Origin of the sequence: Longimonas sp. (genome assembly GCF_040409695.1) — a bacterium.
GTDB lineage: Bacteria > Bacteroidota > Rhodothermia > Rhodothermales > Salinibacteraceae > Longimonas.
The window spans coordinates 1-22,633 of sequence record NZ_JARWGJ010000187.1; the positions used below are offsets into that span (position 1 = coordinate 1).

The window sequence follows — 22,633 nt, forward strand, 5'->3', positions numbered from 1 at the left end:
GAGCGGTAGAGCTTTTTCTGTTCAAAGAAAAGGGTCGGATTCGGGTCGTGCAGCGCGCTGTGCAGCAGGCCCTTGGCGTCGCGCGGAGTGGCGGGCATTACGACTTTGAGTCCGGGCACGTGGGCGAACCAGGCTTCGGGCGACTGCGAGTGAAACGGCCCGGCGCCAATCCCGCCCCCGTAGGGCGCGCGAATCGTGACGTTGACGGGCTGTCCCCAGCGGTAGTGGGTCTTGGCGAGGTTGTTTACGATCTGGTTGAAGCCGCAAGAGATGAAGTCGGCGTACTGCATCTCGATAACCGGACGCAGCCCTTCGATCGCCAGGCCCAGTCCGGCGCCAATCGCGCCGCTTTCGATAATGGGCGTGTTGCGGATACGCTCGGGGCCGTAATGGTCTACGAAGCCGTCGGTGACCTTGAAGACCCCACCGTACTCGGCGATGTCTTGTCCCATCATGAGCAGGTCGTCATCAGCCGCGAAGGCTTCGTCGAGGGCATCGGTGATGGCGTCGATGTAGCGGCGTTCGGCAGTAGCAGTGCCGTCGTCGAGCGATGTAGCACGGGGCGGCGCGTCGTCGAGCGAGGGGACGGCGTAGACGGCATCGGCCTCCTCATCGGGCGTGCTCTCAATGGAGGGCTGGTCGAGCGCCCACTCAACGGCGTCGTCGACGGTAGCGGCAATCTCTTCGCGGACCTGCTCGATGTCGCTTTCCGACCAGCCACCTGCTACGCGCAGGTATTCTTCGAACCGAGCAACCGGGTCGCGGTCGGCCCAGATGTCCATCTTCTCGTCGGGGACGTATGCCGTGCCTGAGGCTTCCTCGTGGCCGCGCATCCGAAATGTGCGCATCTCCAGAAGCACCGGACCCCGCCGCAGGGCGGTTTCGCGGGCGTTGTTTACCGCTTCGATCACGCCAAAGATGTCGTTGCCATCTACCGAGCGCCCGGGCATGTTGTAGCCGGAGGCCATCGATACGATCTCGGTTTCGGCAAGCGCTTCGTAGGTGGGGGTAGAGAGGCCGTATCCGTTGTTTTCGACAAGAAAGACCACGGGCAGATTCCACACCGCCGCCAGGTTGAGCGCTTCATGGAAGTCGCCCTCACGGCTGCCGCCGTCGCCGCAGAAGGCGAGGGCCACCGCATCCTCCTGCTTGTACTGCAGCGCCTGTCCGATGCCGCAGGCCACCGGAAGCATGGCCGCCATGTGCGAGATCATGCCGATGATGCGCTGTTCGGGCAGGCCAAAGTGAAACGTGCGGTCGCGCCCCTTCGTGAAGGCGCCCTCGCGGCCAAACAGCTGGCAGAGCAGCCGGCGTAGGGGTACCTTGCGGGTCGTCCACACCCCCAGGTTGCGGTGCATCGGCAAGATGTAGTCCTGCTCCTGAAGGGCCCATGCGGAGCCTACGGCGATTGCCTCCTGCCCGTATCCGCTAAACCACTTGCTGATGCGCCCCTGGCGGATGAGCCGCAGCATCTTGTCCTCGATGGCACGCGGGGTGAGGAGGGCACGGTAGAGCGCATCAACGTCGACGCGGGTAGACACGGTCGGGGCAATCATACAGGCAGAGGGGAAATGAGTGATGGGCAACGCGGGCGATGCAGGCGCCTGCTTATTCAAGGCGGAAGGTGAAAGTAATGACGCCAGTCTGGTTCTCTTGCGGTGCGCCCGGCGGCAGGGCGTTGAAGCGCCAGCGCGACAGCGTTTCCATGACGGCCGCGTCGAGCTCGGGCGAGCCGCGCTGCAGCGGAATACGGCGGATGATGTTGCCCCGTGGGTCAACGGTAATCTGCACCCGCACGGTCGCGTTCACCTGTTCGTTGTACGGCGGCAGCGGCGCAAACTGCGGATCGCGGTTCAGGCCCTCGATGTCGTACGGCGCGGTGCGCTCTTCGGTGGTCGAGTCGCCGGGATCGGCGTCGTCGGCCCCGTCGGTCGTCGTAGCCTCTTGCGCTTCGGCCCCCTCATCGTCGGCTTCGGGGTCCGGGTCGGCCGTCTCGCGGCCCTCCTCTGGATCGGTTTCGGGCACCGGGTCGGCCTCTTCCTCATCGGTCGGGGGCACGGCTTCGTCGGTCGGGTCGGCATCGGGCAGGTCGACCGGGTCGGGCTCGGCCTCATCAACCGGATCGGTTTCAGGCTGCTCTTCCGGCTCTGGCGTTTCGGGGGCCGACTCGGTAGGCGTGGTCTCTTCAACGGCCTCCACCGGCTGCCCTGCCGCGAACGGACCGAACTCCACCTCCATATACCCAATCTGAGGCGCATCGGGGCGGTTGGCACTCAGGAGCGCAAACAGCAGCAACAGCAGCAGGTGCAAGGCCGTCGTCGTTCCCAGACTAATCCAGTCGCTCCGGCTCATAACAGCAAGCAGTCGATGAAAGAGGCATCGGTGTAGGTTCGCATTAGAGGGATGCGCACCTGTACGCCCGCTCTATCGGGAAGATTCGTACAGGCTGCCCCTCGTGGCATGTGCATACTGCTCAGGTACCGGGGCGTAGGAGCTTCGATCAGAGCGCGTCGCGTACCCCCATGCTCTCGCCCACTACGCCCGTCCATGCAAGCTAATCTGCTGACGCAGCACGTCTGCGCAGCATGTGGATGGGGCAAAACGGATCGGATAGCGCATCTACGCCTCCTGGAAGATCTGGGCATTATCCACGATGGTCTTGCCAAAGTTCTTGACGACGAAGACCGGGCAGGGCGCGCGGCGCACCACCTTTTCCGTGACGCTACCGACCAGGAAGCGCTTTAGTCCGGTACGGCCGTGCGTGCCCATCAAGATCAGATCGGCGCCAATGCCATTTACCGTGTCGACGATATCGTACGCGGCGTATCCGGCCAGCACCTGCGTATCCACCTTGCACCCGCGCTCACGCAGCTGCTTGGCATAGTGCTGAAGCGATTTCTCGGCCCGGTCCATGACATCCGGTAAGATGGGCGTAATGGGGTCGACGCCGTAGACCGACGGGTAGGCAACGTCTTCGATGACATGAAGCAGGTGCAGGCTGGCCCCGTATAGGGTGGCCATGCCCTGCGCATGGGCAACCACATCGGCGGTGTGCTCTGAGAGGTCGACAGGAACCAGAATAGTGTTGATGGGCGAAGCTGAAGGCATGGCGTCTGCGTCGTCGGTGGCGGCTTTGCAGAGCACCGTGAAGACCGGGCATGCGGCCCGGCGCACCACCTCTTCTGCTACGCTACCGCTGAGAAGGCGGTCGGCGCCGCGGCGTCCGTGCGTGCCCATCACGACGACATCGACATCGCTCTCGTCGGCCCGCCGTACGATCGCCTCCGCCGGCGACACGTCTTTGACCTGGTGGTAGACAACAGGGACGGGCACAGAGGTGTCGTCGTCGGGGTCGGGGGCGTATTGCAGGCTCTCCCCGTCTTCACCTTCTTCGAGCGGAAGATACTCCATAGGGCGATCCTCTGAGGCATCGCCAACCACAGTGAGCACGTGCACCGTAGCACCGGTTTGCTTGGCCAGATGAATGGCATGCTCAAAGGCCTCCTCAGCGCAGGGCGAGAAGTCGGTAGGGAAGAGGATGTTATCTACGGTAAGCATAGGAACGAGAGACGTTAGGGCGAGAGAACAAGAACGAGCCGGTAAAGCATGCTATTCATGCTGGTGATGCATGATCGTAATGGATACGGGCGGACTCAGCAGTGGTCATCCGGCTTCACTTTCAACCCACTGTACGGCACGCTGCATCAACTCCGTGGCCGAATCCAGGTTCAGTTTCTTCTTGATCCGTGCGCGGTAGGATTCAATGGTTTTGACGGAAAGGTGTAGCCGCTCGGCTATGTCGCGCGTGCTGATGCCTTGCCCGGTAAGCTCGAACACCTCCAGCTCGCGATCGGAGAGAATTTCGAGGGGCGACTGCATGAGGCGTTCGCGTCCGCCCTCGGCCATGCTTAGCAGCAGGCGTTCGTTGATTTCATCGCTCACGTAGATGCCGCCGTTGAGCACCTGACGGACGGCCTGCACGATCACGTCGGCTGCCTCAAGCTTCATGACGTAGCCTCGCGATCCGGCTCGGATGGCGCGCTCGGCATAGAGCACCTCATCGTGCCGCGACACCACGAGCGTACGGATATCGGGATACCGGGCTTGCATGTGCTTGAGCAGTTCCATACCGCTCATGCCGGGAAGCGAGATGTCGATAATCGCAAGGTCGGGCGCAAGTGCATCGATCTGCTCCAGCGCCTCCTCAGCACTCTGCATCTGGGCCGCCACGTTGAAATCGACCTCCCCATCGAGGGAGAGGGCCAGTCCCTTCCGCATGAGCGGGTGGTCGTCTACAATGATGATGTCGTACGTCATAGAAGGAGGCGGTTGAATCCAAAAGTTAGGTGTATGAGAGGGTGCTGTAACGTGGTACACGCTACAGCGCAGCGTCAGTTAGGGTGATCGGCGGTGCGGGGCAGCGTACAGGTAACGGTTGCCCCTTCGCCGAGCGTGCTGTTCACATCAAACGTGCCGCCCATGATGCGAGCCCGGTATTTCATGATGCTGAGCCCCATGCCCCCGTTCTGGGCGGCCGCATCGTCAAAGCCGGAGCCGTCATCCTGAATGCGCAGGCGTACTTGCCGGTCGCTGCCGGCCAGTATGAGGCGCAGGTGCTCGGCGTTGCCATGGCGTACAGCGTTTGTAACGGCCTCTTGTGCAATACGGTACAGGTGCGTGGCAGCCTGGCTGTTGTGCACAAGCGTGGTACCCGTTTCTTCGAAGCTGCACGACACGTCAAACAATCGTTTGGCGTTATCGGCGAGTCGGCGCAGCGCCTCAGACAGTCCGCTGGCCTCCAGGTCGACGGGGGTAAGCCCACGCGCCAGGTCGCGAGCATACTGGTCGGCATCACGCACGAGGTCCGTGATCTCGGCTGCATCATCGGCCATGGGGTGCCCCTCTTTTTTGAGACGGTCGGCCATGTTTTTGAGAAGGAGTCCGGTACCTGTGAGCATCTGTCCGAGCCCGTCGTGCAGGTCCTGTCCGATGCGGCGGCGCTCCTGCTCGCTAATGCTAAGAATCTCTTTCTCGAGGCGCCGTCGCTCAGAAATGTCGCGTACAATGCCGGTGAACGTGGTGCGGTCGTGCCGCTGGACCTCACTCACGGCCAGGTCCATCGGGAAGGTAGATCCATCTTTGCGCTGCCCGGTCACCTCACGCCCGATGCCGATAATCTGGCGCCGTCCGGTATCATGGTAGCTCTGGATGTAGCTGTCGTGCTCCTCGCTGTAGGGGTCGGGCATGAGGATGCGCACGTTTTCGCCGATGACTTCGCGCGCCTCGTATCCGAAAATATCTTCGGCGGCTTCGTTGAACGATTCGATATGCCCGCGTGCATCAATGGTGATGATGCCGTCGACAGTCGTTTCAAGGATAGCCTGCGCCTTGGCTTCGCTAATCTGGAGCGCCTGTTTGGTGCGCCACTGCTCAACGGCCCCGGCGAGCACGTTAGCAAGTGCTTGTAGAAAGAAGACTTCCTGATCGCTAAACGAGCGTTCGGTGCGGGTGTGGGCCCCCAGCACGCCAAACGGCTCGGGCGAACTGGCGATCGCAACGCTGATTCCGCTGCGCATCCCGTTGTCGGTAAGGAGCGGAGGGAAGGCGAACCCGTCACGCGTGTCGGGCGCGGTAACAACGACCGGGCCGTCGGCCTGCAGAGTATATCCGGCTTGCGAGAGGGTGCTCTCGTAGCTGTAGGGGATGCATGTAGTGCCAATCATATCAGCCGGCCAGCCAGATCCGGCCCGGAGCGTAAAGCTGTGGGCATCAGGCTTGTACTGAAGCACTTTACATGCGTCTACGTCCAGCAAAGGAGGCACAACATGCGCCACGTAAGCCATGAGCACATCAAGCTCGGTCTCGGAGAGTGCGCGGCGGCTTACGTCGGAAACGACCGCCTGCGCCACGGCTGCAGTGGGGGCGTGGCCCTGCAGCGTGCGATGCGCCGGCGTGGCGTGATACTGCTCAATCGCATTCAGCCGCACGTCGAGCCGGCTGCGTTCGCTGAGCGTGGTGATACAGTCGTCAATGTCCGCCTCAAAAAACGCGTGGATGCGCTGCTTCGACGCGTTGGGCGCTACAACCAGCAGCAGCAGACGGTCGCACTGCGCACGGATGCGAGCAATGGCTTCAAGGGATACGGGCGGGCAAAGCACGACCAGGTCTACGTTGGGCGATACCGGATGGAGCAGGTCGGCATCGGCTGATGCGACAAGGGTTACCGCATACTGACGACGCTGCAGGGCTTCATGCAACGCGCGGCGGGTTTCGCCAGGTGGGCCAACGAGAAGGGTGTTCATACAGCTACGCAATAGTGGAAGAGGGAGGCGGGGCGCATCCACCAGGCACTGCAGCGTGTGCTATCTTACCTGGAATAAAATCTTACTGGAATAAAAAAGACGGGCGGCGCGAGTAGCCGTTTCAGGTCGTTCAGGTAGAAGCTCTGTCCGGTTCAGTAGCGATTGATTGTTTAAAGAAGGCACGGCAGAAAGTACAGGTCAATACTCAATACAGATGGAATAAAGACGTATACGTTCAAGAACGGTGCAGCGGAATCTGTTGTACGTTCGTCATACGCACTCGCTATACGCCTACAGTATCACATCCAGTATCACATCTACGGTATTGGGGGGACGCAATGTACTGTGAAGCTGCTTCATAAGAAATAAAGCAGCTGGCAGACCGGTTGTCGCACAGGCTCCGGCTCCGCGTGTACGCATACGCCCTATCAGCGTGTGGGGCTGTCCCCGACGCAGTGCTTCACAGTTTCCCCACAGAGGAGGTGCGCAACATGCTGGCAGGCGGGTAAAAGGGATATTGGCTTATTAAATGCACACTCGCACTGTTGCATGGTGTGCCGTCGCATGGGTGCACGCATGCAGCCCGGTAGCAGTGCTGTAGAAAAGTCCCGTAGAAGATAGAGAGCCGGGTGTTCTGATAGGGGAACGGCTTGGTCTTCTACGGCAGGCAGTTATCAGCTACTGACAGCGTCGACCGGTGCTAAGCGAGTCTTTTACCCCTTGCCATGTTTACCTAATCGGGCACAGCCATGTTGTCTCCTCGATCTGTACTCTGCCCATTTTCACCGGGGTCCTCGACATCAGCTGCGCTGCAGCAGGCGCTGGCGCTTGCGGGGCGCGTGCAGGCTCCGCTGCATATAACCCCCTGGCCAGACGCAAGCGTTGCCAGGGAGGGGGCTACAAGAGAGGGTGCTACTGAAGAATCGGTACGCTCTGCGATACAGTCGATGGTGGTAGATGCCGCGCCACCCCCAGCGCTCCGTACGGAGAGCTGGAAAGCAGATTCGTTTTCTGTCGAAACGTGGCTGGCGTACACCGCCGATAACGACATTGACTTAGTCGTGCTTGCACCCCCTGAGGGGCACTCGGCAGGACCGATCATGGCCTGCCAGGCCCTACAGCCGATGATTATGCGCACCACCGCGGCGCTACTCACAGTGGGAATGGGGCAGCAGCGTACGTCGTTTCAGCGGGTGCTTACGCCAACCGATATGACGCCCGAGTCGATCGCTACGTTACACCACGCGGAGGCTGTTGCAGCCATGTACGACGCACGGCTCGACGTGCTGCACGGGCTGGCACAGCGTAAGTACGTGGCGCTCACGCCCACCGATCTGCTCGCGCTCGACGATGCTGCCATGGCACCTCGTACCGCCAAGCGACGGCTGCGTACGTGGTACCGGCGCAATGCGCATCCCGCATACGCCAACCGCCTCGGTGCGCAGATGCATGTACAAGAGGGCGATCCTACTACAGCAATTCTTCGTGCCGTTCATGCGCGGAAGAGCAGCCTTCTTGTTATGGCAGCGACGCAGCGTACCCCACGTGAGGCCGGGCTGAGCCCTATCACCGAAAAAGTACTACGTCGAACCACCTGCTCGGTGCTTGTTACGCGTCCGCACTACCGCAATCTGGTAGCACCTGCTGTAGGGGATTCCACCCAGTCGCACGTGCCTGCTTCGTGAACTGCGCCCTGTGAACGCCGCTCTGTGAACGCCGCTCTGTGAAGCACCATGTTTGTGACGCATCATGAATAGGCTTGCAAGCAGGGCAGCAGACGACCCAAAGGCCCACATCTACCCGGTCTCGTCGTTCCTACCGTGCCTCCCAGACAAAAGAGCATGCTATACAGGACCTTCAGTCCAGTGTAGGGGGATCCCCCACACTGTTTGTTACATACACATTACACGTCTCGCGTGTATCGTCTGTCATAGCCCGGCCTGGGAGATTGGCATCTTGCGTACGTGCGATGTTTCACCCATCTTCTGCTCACCAGCGTGTTCGTTTCGTTTTATGTCTTCATCCACTGCTACCGAGGTCCCTCAGGTCCACAAGGACGATGTGGAGGTCTTTTCGTATGACGAGCAGATCACCCGTCTTTTCGTGCTCGCTACCGTTATATGGGGTGTTATTGGCATGCTTGTCGGGCTGCTCCTGGCTCTGCAGCTGCCGTTTCCTGAGGCCAACCTGGGCGAGTACCTTTCGTTCGGGCGGCTGCGCCCCCTGCATACCAATGCAGTGATCTTTGCCTTTGCCGGCAACGCGATCTTTGCGGCGGTCTACTACTCTACGCAGCGTCTGTGTAAGACGCGTATGTACAGCGACTGGATGAGTCGTTTCCATTTCTGGGGGTGGCAGGCCATCATCGTGTCGGCCGCTATTACGCTTCCGTTAGGCTATACGACAAGCAAAGAGTATGCGGAGCTGGAGTGGCCCATCAGCATCGCCATTGCGGTTGTTTGGATCGTGTTCGCGATCAACTTCTTTGCGACCCTCAAGTACCGTCGCGTAAAGCACATGTACGTGGCGCTCTGGTTCTACATCGCCACGATCATCACCGTTGCGGTGCTGCATGTAGGGAATAACCTGGCCATACCGGTCGGCGCGTTGGAGAGCTATCCGATATACGCGGGCGTTCAGGATGCGATGGTGCAGTGGTGGTACGGGCATAACGCAGTGGCTTTCTTTTTGACCACTCCGTTTCTTGGCCTGATGTACTACTTCCTGCCTAAAGCAGCGGAACGTCCGGTGTTCTCATATCGGCTTTCGATCGTTCACTTCTGGAGCCTGATCTTCATCTACATCTGGGCGGGTCCGCATCACCTTATTTACACCGCGGTGCCGGAGTGGGCTGCGACGCTGGGTATGATCTTTAGCGTTATGCTCTGGATGCCAAGTTGGGGGGGTATGATTAACGGCCTCTTTACCCTGCGTGGAGCCTGGCACAAACTGCGCGATAGCGTGGTGCTCAAGATGTTTGTTGTGGGGATCACGTTCTATGGGATGGCCACCTTTGAAGGACCCGCGCTCTCTGTGAAGAGCGTCAACGCCCTTACGCACTATACCGACTGGACCATTGGCCACGTCCACTCAGCTGCGCTCGGGTGGAACGGGTTTATGATCTTCGGCATGATCTACTGGCTCCTACCACGCCTGTGGCGCACGCCGCTCTGGAGCGACAAGCTGGCCAATGCGCACTTCTGGGTAGGCACGCTTGGCATCCTCATATATGTCATCGCGATGTACGTGTCGGGCGTTACGCAGGGACTGATGTGGCGTGCCTTTGATGAAGCCGGGCGCCTCATGTATCCCGACTTTATGGAGACGGTTGTACAGGTCATTCCCATGTACTGGGCGCGCTTCATTGGCGGAGCGCTCTACCTGGCCGGTACCCTCATGCTCGTTGTGAACGTGATCATGACTATTCGCAATGCACCGGCTACCCTGCCCGACGCAGCGCAGGTATCGGCCCGCAAGCCTGTAAGCCTCGAAGCAAGCGGCGACGGCGCTGCCGTTGCTACCGCTGGTGGCGACGGTGCGACGCCCTCACCCAGCGTAGAAGAGGCCAAAGAAAGCAGCACCACGCAAGACGATGGTGATGACGACGATGATGATGCCCGCCCGGGTACAAAGCGGGTGCAGCTGCCCTCACCTGGAGATAGCTAAGTCGTGCCATCTACGCCCCCCGTTCATTCCTTTTGTTGAAGCATCCTTGTTGACCTCATGAGCCGTTTTATCAAAAAAGATGGCATGCACCGCAGCCTCGAAGGGTGGCCCCTGGTGTTTACCGTCCTAACCACCGTTGCCATCTTGGTCGGTGGGCTGGTCCAGATCGTACCGCTCATGCTGGCGGGCGATGCCGAAACCCGAATCGATACCGTTGAGCCCTTTACGCCCCTTGAACTGGCTGGGCGCGATCTCTACATCGCTGAAGGATGTGTGGGCTGCCACTCGCAAGCAGTGCGCCCCTTCCGCCACGAACTGGAGCGCTACGGCGAGTATCAGAAAGCAGGCGAAACGGTCTACGAGCGCCCCTTCCTGTGGGGCTCAAAGCGGACCGGGCCCGACCTGGCTCGTGTCGGCGGCAAGTACCCGCACCTGTGGCATGTGCGCCACATGGAAGACCCAACGTCGACCAGTCCGGGCTCGATTATGCCTCCATACCCGTGGATGCTCGAAAAAGACGCTAATCTGGACGTGCTGCCCCGTAAGCTACGTGCTCTCCGAAGTCTCGGAACGCCGTACACCGACGACGAGGTCGAAAATGCCGTACAGATTGCACAGCAGCAGGCTGAAGAGATCGCGCGTGAGATTGAGCAGCAGGGCGGTCCAGCCAATCTCGAATCCAAGCAGATCGTTGCCCTGGTTGCCTACCTGCAGCGGCTGGGTACAGACATCGACCAAGCTCCAGAGACTGCCGAGCAAGAGCACGACGCTGGGTCTGCAATGGAAGAGCCCACAGCAGAGGCGCGAGACTGACCACCCCTTAGATCGCTAACACAGAAGCGCTGTTTCGCTTGCTTCTATCCTTTATCCGCTCCAGCAATGTTTTTGACAACCTGGTTTTTACTCACCTGGAAAGATGTCATTCGTTCTCTCGATACCGGGCCGCTGGCCGAAATCGGCCTACTGGCATTCTTTCTGGCGTTCATAATGATCTTGCTCTACGCCTTTTGGATGCCAAAAGAGTTTCGTGAGCATGCCAAGCACATCCCGCTTGAAGACGATTCCTCCCCTAATCAGAACGGATCCTCCTCATGAGCCGCACAGATGAACCGCAAGACCAGGGCACCTCGTCGGGCAACGACGAAAAGTCGGTGCTCTACGGGGGTACCTCCGATGAACTCATGCAAGGCCATAGCTACGATGGCATCCAGGAGTACGACAACCCTATGCCAGGGTGGTGGGTCTGGCTCCTCTGGGCATCGGTCGCATTCGCCATCTTCTACTTTGTAGGGATTACGTACTTTGACTGGATTAATACCTACGAAGATGACCTCGCAGAGAGCCTTGAAGAGCTCGAAATGATGCGCCAGGCGCATGCCGAGGCAGAAGGCGAAAGCTTCGAGGTAACAGAAGTCAACATCGAAGAAAATTACGTGGGCTTCGAAGAGCACATTGCCGCAGGGCGAGAGACGTACCAGCGTTTCTGTGCGTCGTGCCATGGCGATCAAGGAGAGGGCCTCATTGGGCCGAACCTTACCGACCAGCACTTCATGCACGGCGGCAGCAATGTGGACATCTTCCAGGTGCTGACTGATGGCGTCGCCGGACAGGGGATGCCTGGGTGGGAGAACTCAACTACTCCCGAAGAGCGCGCGCAGCTTGTGGCCTTCATTCGCTCTATTGAAGGCACCGACCCGCCGGACGCGAAAGACCCAGAGGGCGAGTTCGTCGAGCGCAGCTAACTTACGACTAAACTTACGACCAGAGCCGCACCACGAATCGACACACAGGCGCGCGGGCTTCGCGCGCTACGCAGTAACCTGTACATACCCATGGCTCGCAACGAACGCTCTTTCATCGACGCCGACGACGTTGGCATTCTGGATTCGCCGGAAGCTGTGCTTTCGACGATGAATAAAGAAGGCGACCGGCGCTGGCTTTATCCTACTCCTTCCAAAGGGTTCTACTACTGGTGGCGTCTGGCCGTTGGGTGGGGCCTCATCGCGCTCTTCGTAAGCCTTCCGTGGATTACAATCAACGGGAAGCCTGCCGTACTGCTCGATCTGATGAGCCGCGAGTTCACGCTCTTCGGCACCACCTTCTATCCGACCGATACGCTGCTCCTGCTTGGTTTTGCGCTCGGCACGCTGGTGAGCATCATCCTCATTTCGGCGATCTTCGGGCGAATATGGTGCGGGTGGGGGTGTCCGCAGACGGTCTACCTGGAGTTCGTGTATCGGCCGATCGAGCGCTGGCTCGAAGGGGCCGAACACGTACGGGCACGCCGCGATGAGGGGCCCCTCACGTTCGACAAGGCCTGGCGGAAAACAGCCAAATGGAGCGTATACGCCGTAATCTCTGTCGCCCTCGCCCACACATTCGTCTCTTACTTTGTCGGGTGGGAGCGCCTGCTCACGTGGATGCAGGGCGACCCGCGCGACCACTGGGGCTACTTTGTTATGATGGCGGGCACAACCGCGCTCATCCTGTTCGACTTCGGGTTCTTCCGCGAGCAGATGTGCACTATCACGTGCCCCTATGCGCGCTTCCAGTCGGTCCTGCTCGACCCGCACTCGCTCATCGTATCATACGACGAGGAACGCGGCGAGCCACGCGGGCGCGGCAAAGAGCGCTCGGAACTGGGCGACTGTATCGACTGTGGCGCCTGCGTGCGTACGTGCCCAACAGGTATCGACATCCGCGACGGGCTCCAGATGGAGTGCGTCGCCTGCACGCAGTGCATCGATGCCTGCGATGATATCATGGATAAGATGGGCTGGGAGCCCGGGCTCATCAAGTATACGTCGGAGAAAGCGCTCGACGGCGAAAAAACAAATATCGTGCGGCCGCGCACGCTGCTCTACAGCGGGGTGCTGCTCGCCCTTACGGTCTTCTTTGTCGGACTGCTCTGGACGCGCCCAACGTACGACGTGAACGTGGCCCGGGCTGTGGGCGAGCCCTTTATGGTTCTCCCCGACGACCGCGTAGCTAACCGCATCCGGGTTCGAGTGCGAAACCAGAGTGCTACCGAAGCTCGTTTCACTATAGGAGCCGAAGGCATTCCTGATGTGCAGGTGAACCCGGTCGGCCCCGGAGAAACGGTGCTGCAGCCTCAAGAGATGCGGCGGACCGAAGCCTGGATCGTCGTCCCTCCCGATGTGCTTGAGCGCGACCGGCGTGAGGTGACGGTCGTCCTCTCGTTTGACGACGGAACCGAAAAACGCATCCCGTTTCCGATGCTGAGCCCGCACAGCTCTGAAGCCGAAGACCCAGAGGCGATTAACCACGAGGCGTCTCCCTCCTAAGCGCGTCCCGCGATTCCTACCGACTATAACATATCCATACCCCCATGCGCTTTCAAATTCCCCCACATATCGCCTGGCCCTCATTGGTCATATTCATCCTTGGCATTGGGATAAGCTCGGTGACGTACACGGTCTACCAGGCACAGAAAGATGGAGGCGTGGCGATGGTAGACGACTACTACGCACAGGCTGCCGACTGGGACGCGCTCGCTTCCGCACGCGGTGCCGCTGAAAACTGGTCGGGCACCATATCATGGAGCGAAGATACGCCTCCGCGCCTGCTGCTCGATCTGCAAAATGCGGAGGGCGAGCCGGTCTCGGTCGACGACGGCACAATTGCGCTACGCCAGCCGCATCAGGCCAAACCGTTCTTCGAAACCGGACTCAGCGAAGCCGAACCCGGGCGCTACGTCCACACCGTTCCCGTGCTGAATAATGGGCTGTGGGATGCCACCGTTCGCGGCACTGTGAATGACAGTCCTGTCGAGTATACAGTGCGCTTTGAGCATAGCCGGTAACGCAGCCTATGAGTACCTCTGTTAACGTAGGATCTGCTCCGGCACGCTCGGAAGCTACCGCTCCCGACACCCCCTGCGCACACTGCGGTCTGCCAGTGGGAAGCACGCCCGTGCATGACCCTGCTGCCGAAAACGCAGATGCATTCTGCTGCACGGGCTGCCAGGCCGTCTACCATACGCTGCACGAAGCGGGTATGCACGACACCTACTATCGCCTGTCGGGCATCGGACAAGAACGTAGTCCGCAGCCCGCACAGGCCCGTCCCGACGAGCTGGTCTATGCCGAGCTGGGGACCGATGACTTTCTCGCCGAGCACGCTCCGCTCCGCGACGATGGCACACGCGCCATCACGCTTTTCGTGGACGGCGTGCACTGCGCTGCCTGTGTATGGCTGGTAGAGCGCCTTACCGATGCGTTCGGGGGCGTCACGGATGCCCTGCTTGATCTGCCGCGCGCTCGCTTGCGCCTGGAGTGGGACCCAGACCGCGTTTCGCTGCCCGAGGTGGCCGATTGGCTCTCTCAGTTTGGATACCGCGTGCATCCGGTGCGCCAAGACCAGCATCAGGCCCGTACCGATGAAGAGCGCCGCCTGCTTCTTAAGGTAGGTATCTGCTGGGCGCTTGCCGGAAACGTAATGCTGCTTGCACTGGCGCTCTATGCCGGGCTCGATGCTGTCGACTCAACGCTCAACGCCGCCGCCCATTGGGTGAGCTTCGGGCTGGCTATACCCGCAGTGCTTTACGGGGGCAGCGAGTTCGTGCGGCGCGCATGGTCCTCCGTCAAGTGGGCCTGGCACCAGGGCACAGCACGCCATCTGCATATGGACCTGCCCATTGCACTGGGCATCTGGGTGGGCTTTCTCGATAGCGTATGGGGCACTGTATCAGGACGTGGCGAGGTGTGGTTTGACTCGATCACGGTTCTGATCGCCGCCGTCCTAACCGCCCGATGGCTGCAGCTACGCAGCCGCCGACTCGCCGGTGATGCCAGCGACCGTCTGCTTGCCCTGCTGCCGACGATGGCTCATCAGGTGGGGGGCGACGGGACGACCACACCTGTACGGGTCGATACGCTGCAGCCCGGAGACTGCGTGCGTGTGCGTCCGGGCGACACCATTCCGGTAGATGGTGTGGTGGAAGACGGGCGTTCGTCGGTCAACAACGCAGTGCTCACCGGCGAGCACCAGCCCACCCCTGTCGAGCCGGGCGATGAAGTCACCGGCGGCGCCACCAACCTCAGCACACCGCTCATCGTGCGTGTAACCGCGACAGGCGAAGCCTCATCAATCGGACAGCTGCTGGCCTGGGTGCGCGAAGAAGCACCGAAGTCGGCCCGCGTGGCACATCTGGCCGATCGAATTACCGGGTACTTCGTGGCGGGTGTAGCCACGCTGGCCATTCTTACGGCGACCCTTTGGCTCATGTGGGCTCCCGACGAAGCCATGCGGCACGTTGTAGCACTGCTCGTAATCACGTGTCCCTGTGCGCTTGGCATGGCTACGCCGCTCTCGCTCGCGGTGGCAACCGGGCAGGCTGCGCAGACCGGCATCTTCGTTAAGAGCGAGATCACCCTTGAGCGCTGTCAGGAGGTCGACGCAATCGTGCTCGACAAAACGGGCACGCTCACCGAAGGGCAGCTTGCGCTGCTGGATACGCACGGCGAGCCCGAAGCCGTAGCATGGGCGGCTGCCCTCGAAACAAATAGCAGCCATCCGGTCGCCCAGGCGCTTACCGCTGCGCATCCCGTAGACCCTGAAGTTGCTGCACGTATCGACGACATCGACCATATCGCTGGACGCGGACTGAGCGGCACTGTAGACGGACGCCGCGTCGTTGTGGGGCGCCCTGACTGGATTACGCAAGAGGCCTCGTGCGAGGAGCCCCTCCGCGCTGCTGTCCGCAATGCAGCTTCGAATGGGCATACACCGGTAGCGGTAGCGGTAGATGGCGTTGTGCAGGCCGTCTGCGTATTTGGCGATCGCCTGCGCCCTGAGGTGCCCGCCCTGGTGCGGAAGTGGCAGGAGGCCGGCCACCGCGTTATGATCCTCTCGGGCGACCACCCCGCCGTGGTCCGGCACGTGGCGGATAAGCTTAGCATTCCAGAAGAAGATGCCCGTGGGCACGTCTCTCCGGCCGAGAAACGGGCTGCCATTGAGCACCTGCACGATGAAGGGTACACCATGGCCATGGTCGGCGACGGGGTGAATGACGCGGGCGCGCTGCAGCAGGCCGATATAGGCATCGCAGTTGACGGAGGCGCAACACCAAGCCTCGTCGCGGCCGACGTGTTCTTGACCCGCCAGGGCCTCGCTCCGATTGATGATCTTTTCAACGGCGCATCAAATACGATGCGGGTGATACGGGGCACCCTTACCTTTTCGTTGATGTATAATCTTGCCGGAGGTACTGCAGCGATGGCCGGGCTCGTCGGTCCGCTCGTGGCCGCGGTCGCAATGCCGGTAAGCTCGCTGGTGGTTGTGACAGCCGCAATAACGCAGCGGAGCTTTGCCGTGAGCGGTGCTGCCGAGGCTCCCCGATCGTCCGTGCCAGCGGATACCCCAGCGCCGCCCCACGACACCGACCGGTCGCCCAAAGCCTCACCAGCGCTCGACCACGTACCCGGGCATCCGAGTACCAAGCAGGCGGCATAGCCCCATGCTGCGTTCCAATCAGACGAGACGTACCCATGAATATATTGTATGTCCTTGTTCCCCTGGCGCTTTTACTTGCTGGCGCGGGTGTGGCGGCCTTTGTATGGTCGGTACGTACCGGACAATATGACGATGTGGAAACGCCGTCCATGCGTATCCTTATGGATGATGACATGCAGGCACCAACATCCGAGCCCGAATCGGACCAACCAGCCTCGGAAAATTAGAATGTGAGAACGCGCTACGGTAGCGCTAAGTGCAGCGCCTGTGGTTCGCGCGCGTTTTTGCACCTGGCGCATTTGGTTCGTATCCCCTTGAACAGATATAACGACAAAACCGCTATGCCTTCAACGACTCAGACGGAGACCCCACCAAGTCCGCCAACACCCAATGCCGCCCCGTCGGCCCCACGTCCGCAAAAACCGACAGCGGGCCGCACGGTAGATGGCCGCATGACCGAGTTTCACTGGAGCGACTACGCCGGTGCCAACACCTACCGGCTGCAGATCAGTCCGACCGACTCGTTTGAGTCGCTCCATGTGGATTTTACGGTGGAAGATACAACCGTAACAGAGCTTTCGGGACTGCTTCCGATTGACGGGTCAACGTGGTACTGGCGCGTGCGTGCCGAAGACATCGCAAGCGACTGGAGCGATCCCGCCGCATTCACCGCCGGGCGTTCTGACGAAGAGTCGGCGCCGGGAGAGAAAAAGCAACGGGATGCGGACAAGCGCAAAGCTGCTGAGGCATCAGCCCGCGCAGCGAGCACGGCAAAAGAACCTGAAGGAGAGGCCGAAGTGCCCTTTCATACGGCGCAGACGTCGTCGAAGTGGGTGATCATTGCGGCGGCCGTGATGGTGTCGAGCTTCATCGCAACGGTGATTGCGATTGCAATGGCGCTCTAAGAGGTGCGGACACGTCATAGCAGATGGGAGGAGAAGCATTAAGAACCTGTTTGATTTCTTAATTTGGACTGCGAGCGGCTCCGCTGGGCTGCAAATTGTCCCCGATATACGGGTATCAGTCGGGCTTGCGCCCTCGTGTCGGTCCGTAACCCCGGCTACGAACCTCTATCGTGGTTCAATTTTCGCCGCAGCGGCGCTCGCTCTCGCCCGCAAACCAAAACCTAAACAGGTTCTAAGGGTGCTCAGCCATCTATACGTCTATCCTCCACGTACCAGCTGGGGAGGCAGAACAGGGATGGGGACGCAGCGCAGTGCGAAAACACGCGCCGCTATATCCACTCTGGAAGATACCTGCCACGAGGCCTTTATGGTAGCCCTCCGATGAAAACGCTTCCGTGAAAACACTGGAAGTCGCTGGACACGGACGCCGGTTGCGCCGTTATATATTGCGGATATTATTATGCATAAGACCCCCGCAAAAAACATGATCCAACGGCGCACCATAGGCATTGTCGGTGTCGGCAATGTAGGAAAAGCAGCAGCGTATGCGCTGTTCAACCAGCGGCTTGCCAGCGAAATCATCCTGCTCGACGTAGACCACAAGCGTGCAGAAGGCGAGGCGATGGACCTCATGCACGGGCAGATGCTCGTAGGCAACGTATCGGCACGAGCGGGAAGGTATCCCGATATGGCCGACGCGCAGCTAATCGTGATATCAGCCGGTGCAAGCCAGCAGAGTCCCGGCGAAACGCGGCTGGAGCTGCTTGAGCGTAACGTGCGCATCTTCGAGCAGGTTGTCAACGAGCTCGACGAGCATGCTCCGAATGCTATGTTGGTTGTAGCAACCAACCCGGTTGACGTGCTCACGTACGTCACGCAGGAGCTCTCCGACCGCCCGGCCGAGCGAATTATCGGCACGGGCACGCTGCTCGATACAGCACGCTTTCGGGCGCTTCTGGGGCGCCACTACGGCGTGGACCCGCGCTCGGTGCATGCGTACATCCTTGGCGAGCATGGCGATTCGGAGGTGCCAATCTGGAGCAACGCAACGATTGGGAACCAGCTTATCAAAGACGGCCCTGTCGTCGGCAAAGAGTTCGATGAGAACACCATGCATAAGATCTTTGAGGATGCGCGCGACGCCGCTTATCAGATTATCGAGCGCAAGGGCCACACCGATACAGCGATCGGCGTTGTGATTGCACGCATTGTGCGAGCGGTCGTTGAAGATCAGCGCAGCGTGCTTCCGGTAAGTGTGCAGACCAGTGGGGCCTATGGCATCGAAGACGTATGCTTGAGCCTGCCCGCCGTAGTCGGTCGTCACGGCATTGACGGTCGCGTAACGCCGAAGCTAACCGCCAAGGAGCACGACGGGCTGCATGCCTCAGCCGACGTTCTCAAGAAAAGCCGTGAAGGACTGTCGCTGTAGTGAGGATACAGAAACAGTAAGGAAGAAAAGCAAGAAGACCCGGCAACACGAGGCCTACGAACGCAAAAAGCGAGGCGTGCTTAACAGGCACGGACCTCGCTTTTTTCTATGTTTCTATGGGTACTTGTGAAGCGTTACGACTGACTGGCTTCGTACAGAATGCGTTTCTCCTCTTCACTCAGCGACTCGTAGCCATGCTCGCTGATTTTATCGAGGATACGGTCGACCTCATCCGTGTTAGACGAGGAAGCAGTTGCGGTGCTGCTACCGCGTTGCCTGGAGCTTTTCGTGCGTCGGGAGCGACTTTTACGCCCTGAGGAATCGTCTGCGCCAGAAGAGGACGAAGATGAAGACCCGACGTCGGGGTCACCTCCGAGCCACATCTCGATGCGATCCAGGAAGCTCATCTTCGGAGCGCTGGACGTTGAGGCGGTTCGGCTTCCGCGTCCGTGGCGCTGTGCAGTATACGAGCCGCGGCTACTTCCGCTGTCATCAAAGAAGATGCGAGCCCACGAGGTTACATCGATGCCTTTCTGCGATGCCCGTGCGCAGAGGAAGCCGGCCAGCGCCCCGCCCCAGTGAGCGGTAACAGCTACGCCCGATGAGGACAGTGCCAGGAGCGCGTCGATAGCGAGAAATCCGAGCACAAGGTAGAGCAGCTTGACCGTGCCCAGAAAGATAAGCGCGATCTTTTTATACGGATAGAGGATCGCCACGGCCATGATGACGCCCAGCACGGCTCCACTGGCACCGTGAATGACGCTGCCAAAGAAGCCAGGCATGATCAGGCCAAACAGAAGAGAGAGCAGTCCACCACCCAATCCGCCAATCAGGTAGAGCGCAAGCAGCTCGTGGGAGCCATGCATGCGCTCAAACTCCTTCCCGATCCAATAGAGCCAGAGCATATTGAAGGCAATATGCAGTAGCCCAAAGAACCCGGGACCCAGGTGGAGGAAGTTGTATGTAACCAACTGCCAGGGCATGAGCACAGCGCCTGGCCAGATCGTGTTCAGGGCCAGAACGTTGTATACAAAGCTATTAACTGGGTCGACCCACCGTAGAAACTGCCACGCGACATACAGCACCACGTTAATGGCGATGAGCGTGCGCAGCGCTTTCGGTTGCCGGTTATACCACAATTGAAACTGGTTCACAGCAGCGGTGACGATTGGGTTGCCAGAACAAATAGAGCAGAACGGATGCGTTCGCATCCACAAAACGTATACCCTGCATGTAGACGAAGGTTTTACGTGTTGCCCCTGCAAAGAGGCATAACGGCGTAACTATTCGCCTATTCGAAGAGCAGTCGCGCGTCAGTGGCCGATGATCCATGCAGCCTACCAACGCATCTCCCGTTTCGGTCGCGTTGGAAGCTTGCCACGCCAGTACTGGATCAGCAAGAATCCGAAGACCATGCCGCCCAGGTGGGCAAAGTTTGCCACGCCAGCCTGTGTGCCCGATACGCCTGCATAGAGTTCAAACACCCCGAGCGCAAGAACGAGCCACTTCGCCTTGATGGGAAAAAGGAAGTAAAGGTAGATCGGCTGGTTGGGAAACATCATCCCGAATGCGAGCAGCACTCCGAATACACCGCCTGAAGCACCAATGGTTGGAACGTTGCTCTCGATAAACAGCAGGTGCGTAAGGGCAGCGCCAACTACACAGACGAAATAGAACGTCAGGAAGCGCTCCGATCCCCATTTGTTTTCGATCTGCACCCCGAACATCCATAAGATGAACATATTGAACAGGATGTGCATGAAGCTACCATGCAGGAAGCTGTACGAAACAAGCTGCCAGGGCCAGAACCCAGGCGTTTCGCCGCGAAAGAAGAGCGTAACGCCCTGCTCGGGCGCGCCGGGTGGGTACAGCGCCATGTAGTTGAGCACTGTGGTAAGCGCAGCCGTATCGCTCAGCGTGGCCTCAGCAACCACCTGTGCCATGAAGAAAAGCCCGTTCAGGATCAGCAGATTCTTGATAACCGGTGGGAATACCGAGAACTGCTGAGGAGGCTGGTAGTAGTCTTGTCGTCGATTCATCGAGAGGGAAAGCCAGGGCGCGATCTGCGAATGCACGAAGACGCGAAGCGCGTCGTTTCGGCTGTACCATGATGCCCCGTATGAGGTTCAACGCGCCGCCGGCTCGTGCCGAAGGCGGCCCAATCATCGCTGCATTTTCCCATCGAACCGTGGTAGTGTGGTTCTCTTCTTTTCAGATATGCATCTCGGGCGGGGTCCTGCCTCGGCTGACCGGCGCCAGGAACGCGACCTGGTTGCATGCCTGCAAGCGCAATTCGAAGCCACCTCGCACCTCTACCTGCTTGGCGATGTGTTCGAAGCATTCATCGAGCACCGGGCCTACGTGCAGAAAAATCGCATGCAGCTTTACGCCGAACTGATGCGGTGGACGTCCAGCAGCCGCCCGGTTACCTACTTGCTGGGCAACCACGACCCATGGCACATCGACTTTATGGGCCACGAACTGGGTGTTCGCGTGGTCGATGGTGCCTGGCGTGCTCGCCACCACGGGCAGCTGCTCCACCTTGTTCACGGGGATACAGTTGCATCCACCCATGGCATACTGGGACAGTGGATGCGCTGGGCGATGCGTGATGCACGCGCGGTTGCTGCATATCGGACACTGCTGCCGGCCGACTGGGGGCTGGCACTCGCCGAGTGGGCCAGTCGCGCGCTGCATGGTCCGCCCGACCCGGAGGTCGTGCAGTCGCTGCGAGCATACGCAAAACATATGCTTACGTCTGCGCCGGTCAGTGCGGTGCTCATGGGCCACAGTCACGTCCCCGAACTGACGCAGTGGAAGGTGGGTACCTATCTGAATACGGGGAACTGGTACGAAAAACGGACCTTTGTACGTTTGACTCATGATAGGTGGCATCTTATGCACTGGAACGGTGCTGATGCGATCCCAATTAAAACGGCTCCGGTATCTACACCTTCTGAAACCGGTACCTGAGCACCGGAGTGCAGTACTGCACCGCTTAAACGCCATAATAGGGCCTGCCGCGCACAGATGCACAGGAAGTGCTGCACAAGTGCACAACGCTCTAAACAACTTTGGCCCTAAACGACCTTGTAAGCTTCTAACAGGCGTGTTTCTACAGGCCTGCTTACCATAAAGCATTGCGCGAAGGCTGGGTCGGGTGGTCGCGTCTGGTAATCGCAGGCTTTGTGCTATGTAGTCAGTTATGTAGCCAGCATGCTGCCTTGCCGAGCATTCCCGCCTCCCGCTCCTACGCATATATTCGTTCCTCAACGAACGCTGTGACACCTCATGTCAGACCAGTGGTCATATTCCGACGGTGAATTGGAAGAGTACTTCGAGAACCCCGAGCGCCGCTCTTCCGATGGTAGTTCTCCTACCAACGACAATCCGCCCGAGCATCCGGAGCAAGCGTCTTCCGGAGCGGGCGGGTCAGCCTCTGAAGATGGGCCGCTCTGGGTCGGGTGGGCCGGGCGCTGGATTGAAAACCCGCGGCTGGCCCAGGCGGTCTCTGTGCTTGGCGTGATCGCCGGGATCGGTCTGGCGGGCATTCTCCTTCTCGTTTCGATCTTTGCATCGCTTCGCGGAGACATCCCATCGACGCAGCGCCTCGAAAACCCGTCGGTTGATCTGGCAACCATCGCGTACACCTCGGATGGCGAAGAGCTCGCCCGGTACGCCAGGCAGAATCGGTCGTGGCTTCCGTACGACAGCATCGGCACAAACGTGATCAACGCCCTGGTTGCTACGGAAGACCATCGTTTCCATCGGCACTGGGGGGTTGACCTGCAGGGCGTGGCCGCCGCAGCGTTTAGCTCGCTTACAGGCAACCTGCGTGGCGCATCCACTATTTCGCA

20 protein-coding genes are annotated in these 22,633 nt (G+C 59.8%); 13 read left to right on the plus strand and 7 right to left on the minus strand.

The window, feature by feature from the left end; translation table 11 throughout:
• The 5 genes from PPP56_RS11280 to PPP56_RS11300 form a co-directional block, all read right to left on the minus strand.
• On the minus strand, positions 1-1,556 hold a 1,556-nt coding region (locus tag PPP56_RS11280; protein ID WP_353564145.1), incomplete at its 3' end, for an alpha-ketoacid dehydrogenase subunit alpha/beta.
• 52 nt (positions 1,557-1,608) lie between these two features.
• Positions 1,609-2,352, minus strand: coding sequence for an energy transducer TonB family protein (locus PPP56_RS11285; protein ID WP_353564146.1), 744 nt, complete (start codon positions 2,350-2,352; stop codon positions 1,609-1,611).
• A gap of 267 nt (positions 2,353-2,619) precedes the next feature.
• On the minus strand, positions 2,620-3,558 hold the full coding sequence (locus PPP56_RS11290; RefSeq protein ID WP_353564147.1) for a universal stress protein: 939 nt from the start codon (positions 3,556-3,558) through the stop codon (positions 2,620-2,622).
• A gap of 105 nt (positions 3,559-3,663) precedes the next feature.
• The gene (locus tag PPP56_RS11295; protein ID WP_353564148.1) at positions 3,664-4,317 is read right to left on the minus strand and encodes a response regulator; all 654 of its coding nucleotides are present in this window, start codon (positions 4,315-4,317) and stop codon (positions 3,664-3,666) included.
• A gap of 74 nt (positions 4,318-4,391) precedes the next feature.
• Positions 4,392-6,302 carry a PAS domain S-box protein gene (locus PPP56_RS11300; protein ID WP_353564149.1) on the minus strand — a complete coding sequence of 637 codons (1,911 nt, stop codon included), beginning with the start codon at positions 6,300-6,302 and terminating at the stop codon, positions 4,392-4,394.
• Between the two features lie 947 nt (positions 6,303-7,249).
• On the opposite strand from PPP56_RS11300, the gene PPP56_RS11305 reads away from it, so the two are divergent.
• From PPP56_RS11305 to PPP56_RS11355, 11 genes are all read left to right on the plus strand, one after another.
• Positions 7,250-7,987 (plus strand): universal stress protein, encoded by a 738-nt coding sequence (locus PPP56_RS11305; RefSeq protein WP_353564150.1) that lies wholly within the window; start codon positions 7,250-7,252, stop codon positions 7,985-7,987.
• 328 nt (positions 7,988-8,315) lie between these two features.
• Entirely contained in the window at positions 8,316-9,968 is a 1,653-nt protein-coding gene (gene ccoN, locus PPP56_RS11310) for a cytochrome-c oxidase, cbb3-type subunit I (RefSeq protein ID WP_353564151.1), read from the plus strand.
• A gap of 57 nt (positions 9,969-10,025) precedes the next feature.
• Complete coding sequence (ccoO, locus tag PPP56_RS11315; RefSeq protein ID WP_353564152.1) at positions 10,026-10,781, plus strand: cytochrome-c oxidase, cbb3-type subunit II; 756 nt, start codon at positions 10,026-10,028, stop codon at positions 10,779-10,781.
• A gap of 66 nt (positions 10,782-10,847) precedes the next feature.
• Positions 10,848-11,063 (plus strand): cbb3-type cytochrome c oxidase subunit 3, encoded by a 216-nt coding sequence (locus tag PPP56_RS11320; protein ID WP_353564153.1) that lies wholly within the window; start codon positions 10,848-10,850, stop codon positions 11,061-11,063.
• Positions 11,060-11,710, plus strand: a complete 651-nt coding sequence (locus PPP56_RS11325) for a cbb3-type cytochrome c oxidase N-terminal domain-containing protein (protein WP_353564154.1) — start codon at positions 11,060-11,062, stop codon at positions 11,708-11,710. Before PPP56_RS11320 ends, PPP56_RS11325 begins: the two co-directional genes overlap by 4 nt.
• Before the next feature lie 90 nt (positions 11,711-11,800).
• Positions 11,801-13,273 carry a cytochrome c oxidase accessory protein CcoG gene (ccoG, locus tag PPP56_RS11330; protein WP_353564155.1) on the plus strand — a complete coding sequence of 491 codons (1,473 nt, stop codon included), beginning with the start codon at positions 11,801-11,803 and terminating at the stop codon, positions 13,271-13,273.
• Between the two features lie 44 nt (positions 13,274-13,317).
• On the plus strand, positions 13,318-13,791 hold the full coding sequence (locus PPP56_RS11335) for a FixH family protein (RefSeq protein ID WP_353564156.1): 474 nt from the start codon (positions 13,318-13,320) through the stop codon (positions 13,789-13,791).
• Between the two features lie 8 nt (positions 13,792-13,799).
• Positions 13,800-16,442 (plus strand): heavy metal translocating P-type ATPase, encoded by a 2,643-nt coding sequence (locus tag PPP56_RS11340; RefSeq protein WP_353564157.1) that lies wholly within the window; start codon positions 13,800-13,802, stop codon positions 16,440-16,442.
• 35 nt (positions 16,443-16,477) lie between these two features.
• The gene (ccoS, locus tag PPP56_RS11345) at positions 16,478-16,669 is read left to right on the plus strand and encodes a cbb3-type cytochrome oxidase assembly protein CcoS (protein ID WP_353564158.1); all 192 of its coding nucleotides are present in this window, start codon (positions 16,478-16,480) and stop codon (positions 16,667-16,669) included.
• 114 nt (positions 16,670-16,783) lie between these two features.
• A complete protein-coding gene (locus tag PPP56_RS11350) occupies positions 16,784-17,347 on the plus strand; it encodes a hypothetical protein (RefSeq protein ID WP_353564159.1) in 564 nt (187 codons plus the stop codon).
• Between the two features lie 484 nt (positions 17,348-17,831).
• Complete coding sequence (locus tag PPP56_RS11355) at positions 17,832-18,776, plus strand: L-lactate dehydrogenase (protein WP_353564164.1); 945 nt, start codon at positions 17,832-17,834, stop codon at positions 18,774-18,776.
• A 134-nt stretch (positions 18,777-18,910) separates the two neighbouring features.
• Here the strand turns inward: PPP56_RS11355 and PPP56_RS11360 are convergent, their stop codons facing one another.
• Together PPP56_RS11360 and PPP56_RS11365 are read right to left on the minus strand one after the other, a co-directional pair.
• Positions 18,911-19,930, minus strand: coding sequence for a rhomboid family intramembrane serine protease (locus PPP56_RS11360; RefSeq protein ID WP_353564160.1), 1,020 nt, complete (start codon positions 19,928-19,930; stop codon positions 18,911-18,913).
• 183 nt (positions 19,931-20,113) lie between these two features.
• A complete protein-coding gene (locus tag PPP56_RS11365; RefSeq protein ID WP_353564161.1) occupies positions 20,114-20,815 on the minus strand; it encodes a rhomboid family intramembrane serine protease in 702 nt (233 codons plus the stop codon).
• A 157-nt stretch (positions 20,816-20,972) separates the two neighbouring features.
• On the opposite strand from PPP56_RS11365, the gene PPP56_RS11370 reads away from it, so the two are divergent.
• Positions 20,973-21,749: a UDP-2,3-diacylglucosamine diphosphatase gene (locus PPP56_RS11370; RefSeq protein WP_353564162.1), complete on the plus strand. Its 777-nt coding sequence runs from the start codon at positions 20,973-20,975 to the stop codon at positions 21,747-21,749.
• 318 nt (positions 21,750-22,067) lie between these two features.
• Positions 22,068-22,633, plus strand: a 566-nt coding sequence (locus PPP56_RS11375) for a transglycosylase domain-containing protein (protein WP_353564163.1), incomplete at its 3' end; no start/stop codon positions are given.

What these genes read in the sequence shown, in the direction of transcription:
- PPP56_RS11290 (WP_353564147.1), bottom strand. Translation starts at nt 3,558, where the DNA reads ATGCTTACCGTAGATAACATCCTCTTCCCTACCGACTTCTCGCCCTGC.
- ccoG (WP_353564155.1), top strand. Translation starts at nt 11,801, where the DNA reads ATGGCTCGCAACGAACGCTCTTTCATCGACGCCGACGACGTTGGCATT.
- PPP56_RS11325 (WP_353564154.1), top strand. Translation starts at nt 11,060, where the DNA reads ATGAGCCGCACAGATGAACCGCAAGACCAGGGCACCTCGTCGGGCAAC.
- PPP56_RS11365 (WP_353564161.1), bottom strand. Translation starts at nt 20,815, where the DNA reads ATGAATCGACGACAAGACTACTACCAGCCTCCTCAGCAGTTCTCGGTA.
- PPP56_RS11285 (WP_353564146.1), bottom strand. Translation starts at nt 2,352, where the DNA reads ATGAGCCGGAGCGACTGGATTAGTCTGGGAACGACGACGGCCTTGCAC.
- PPP56_RS11295 (WP_353564148.1), bottom strand. Translation starts at nt 4,317, where the DNA reads ATGACGTACGACATCATCATTGTAGACGACCACCCGCTCATGCGGAAG.
- PPP56_RS11355 (WP_353564164.1), top strand. Translation starts at nt 17,832, where the DNA reads ATGATCCAACGGCGCACCATAGGCATTGTCGGTGTCGGCAATGTAGGA.
- PPP56_RS11340 (WP_353564157.1), top strand. Translation starts at nt 13,800, where the DNA reads ATGAGTACCTCTGTTAACGTAGGATCTGCTCCGGCACGCTCGGAAGCT.
- PPP56_RS11350 (WP_353564159.1), top strand. Translation starts at nt 16,784, where the DNA reads ATGCCTTCAACGACTCAGACGGAGACCCCACCAAGTCCGCCAACACCC.
- PPP56_RS11335 (WP_353564156.1), top strand. Translation starts at nt 13,318, where the DNA reads ATGCGCTTTCAAATTCCCCCACATATCGCCTGGCCCTCATTGGTCATA.
- PPP56_RS11320 (WP_353564153.1), top strand. Translation starts at nt 10,848, where the DNA reads ATGTTTTTGACAACCTGGTTTTTACTCACCTGGAAAGATGTCATTCGT.
- ccoS (WP_353564158.1), top strand. Translation starts at nt 16,478, where the DNA reads ATGAATATATTGTATGTCCTTGTTCCCCTGGCGCTTTTACTTGCTGGC.
- PPP56_RS11300 (WP_353564149.1), bottom strand. Translation starts at nt 6,302, where the DNA reads ATGAACACCCTTCTCGTTGGCCCACCTGGCGAAACCCGCCGCGCGTTG.
- ccoO (WP_353564152.1), top strand. Translation starts at nt 10,026, where the DNA reads ATGAGCCGTTTTATCAAAAAAGATGGCATGCACCGCAGCCTCGAAGGG.
- PPP56_RS11305 (WP_353564150.1), top strand. Translation starts at nt 7,250, where the DNA reads ATGGTGGTAGATGCCGCGCCACCCCCAGCGCTCCGTACGGAGAGCTGG.
- ccoN (WP_353564151.1), top strand. Translation starts at nt 8,316, where the DNA reads ATGTCTTCATCCACTGCTACCGAGGTCCCTCAGGTCCACAAGGACGAT.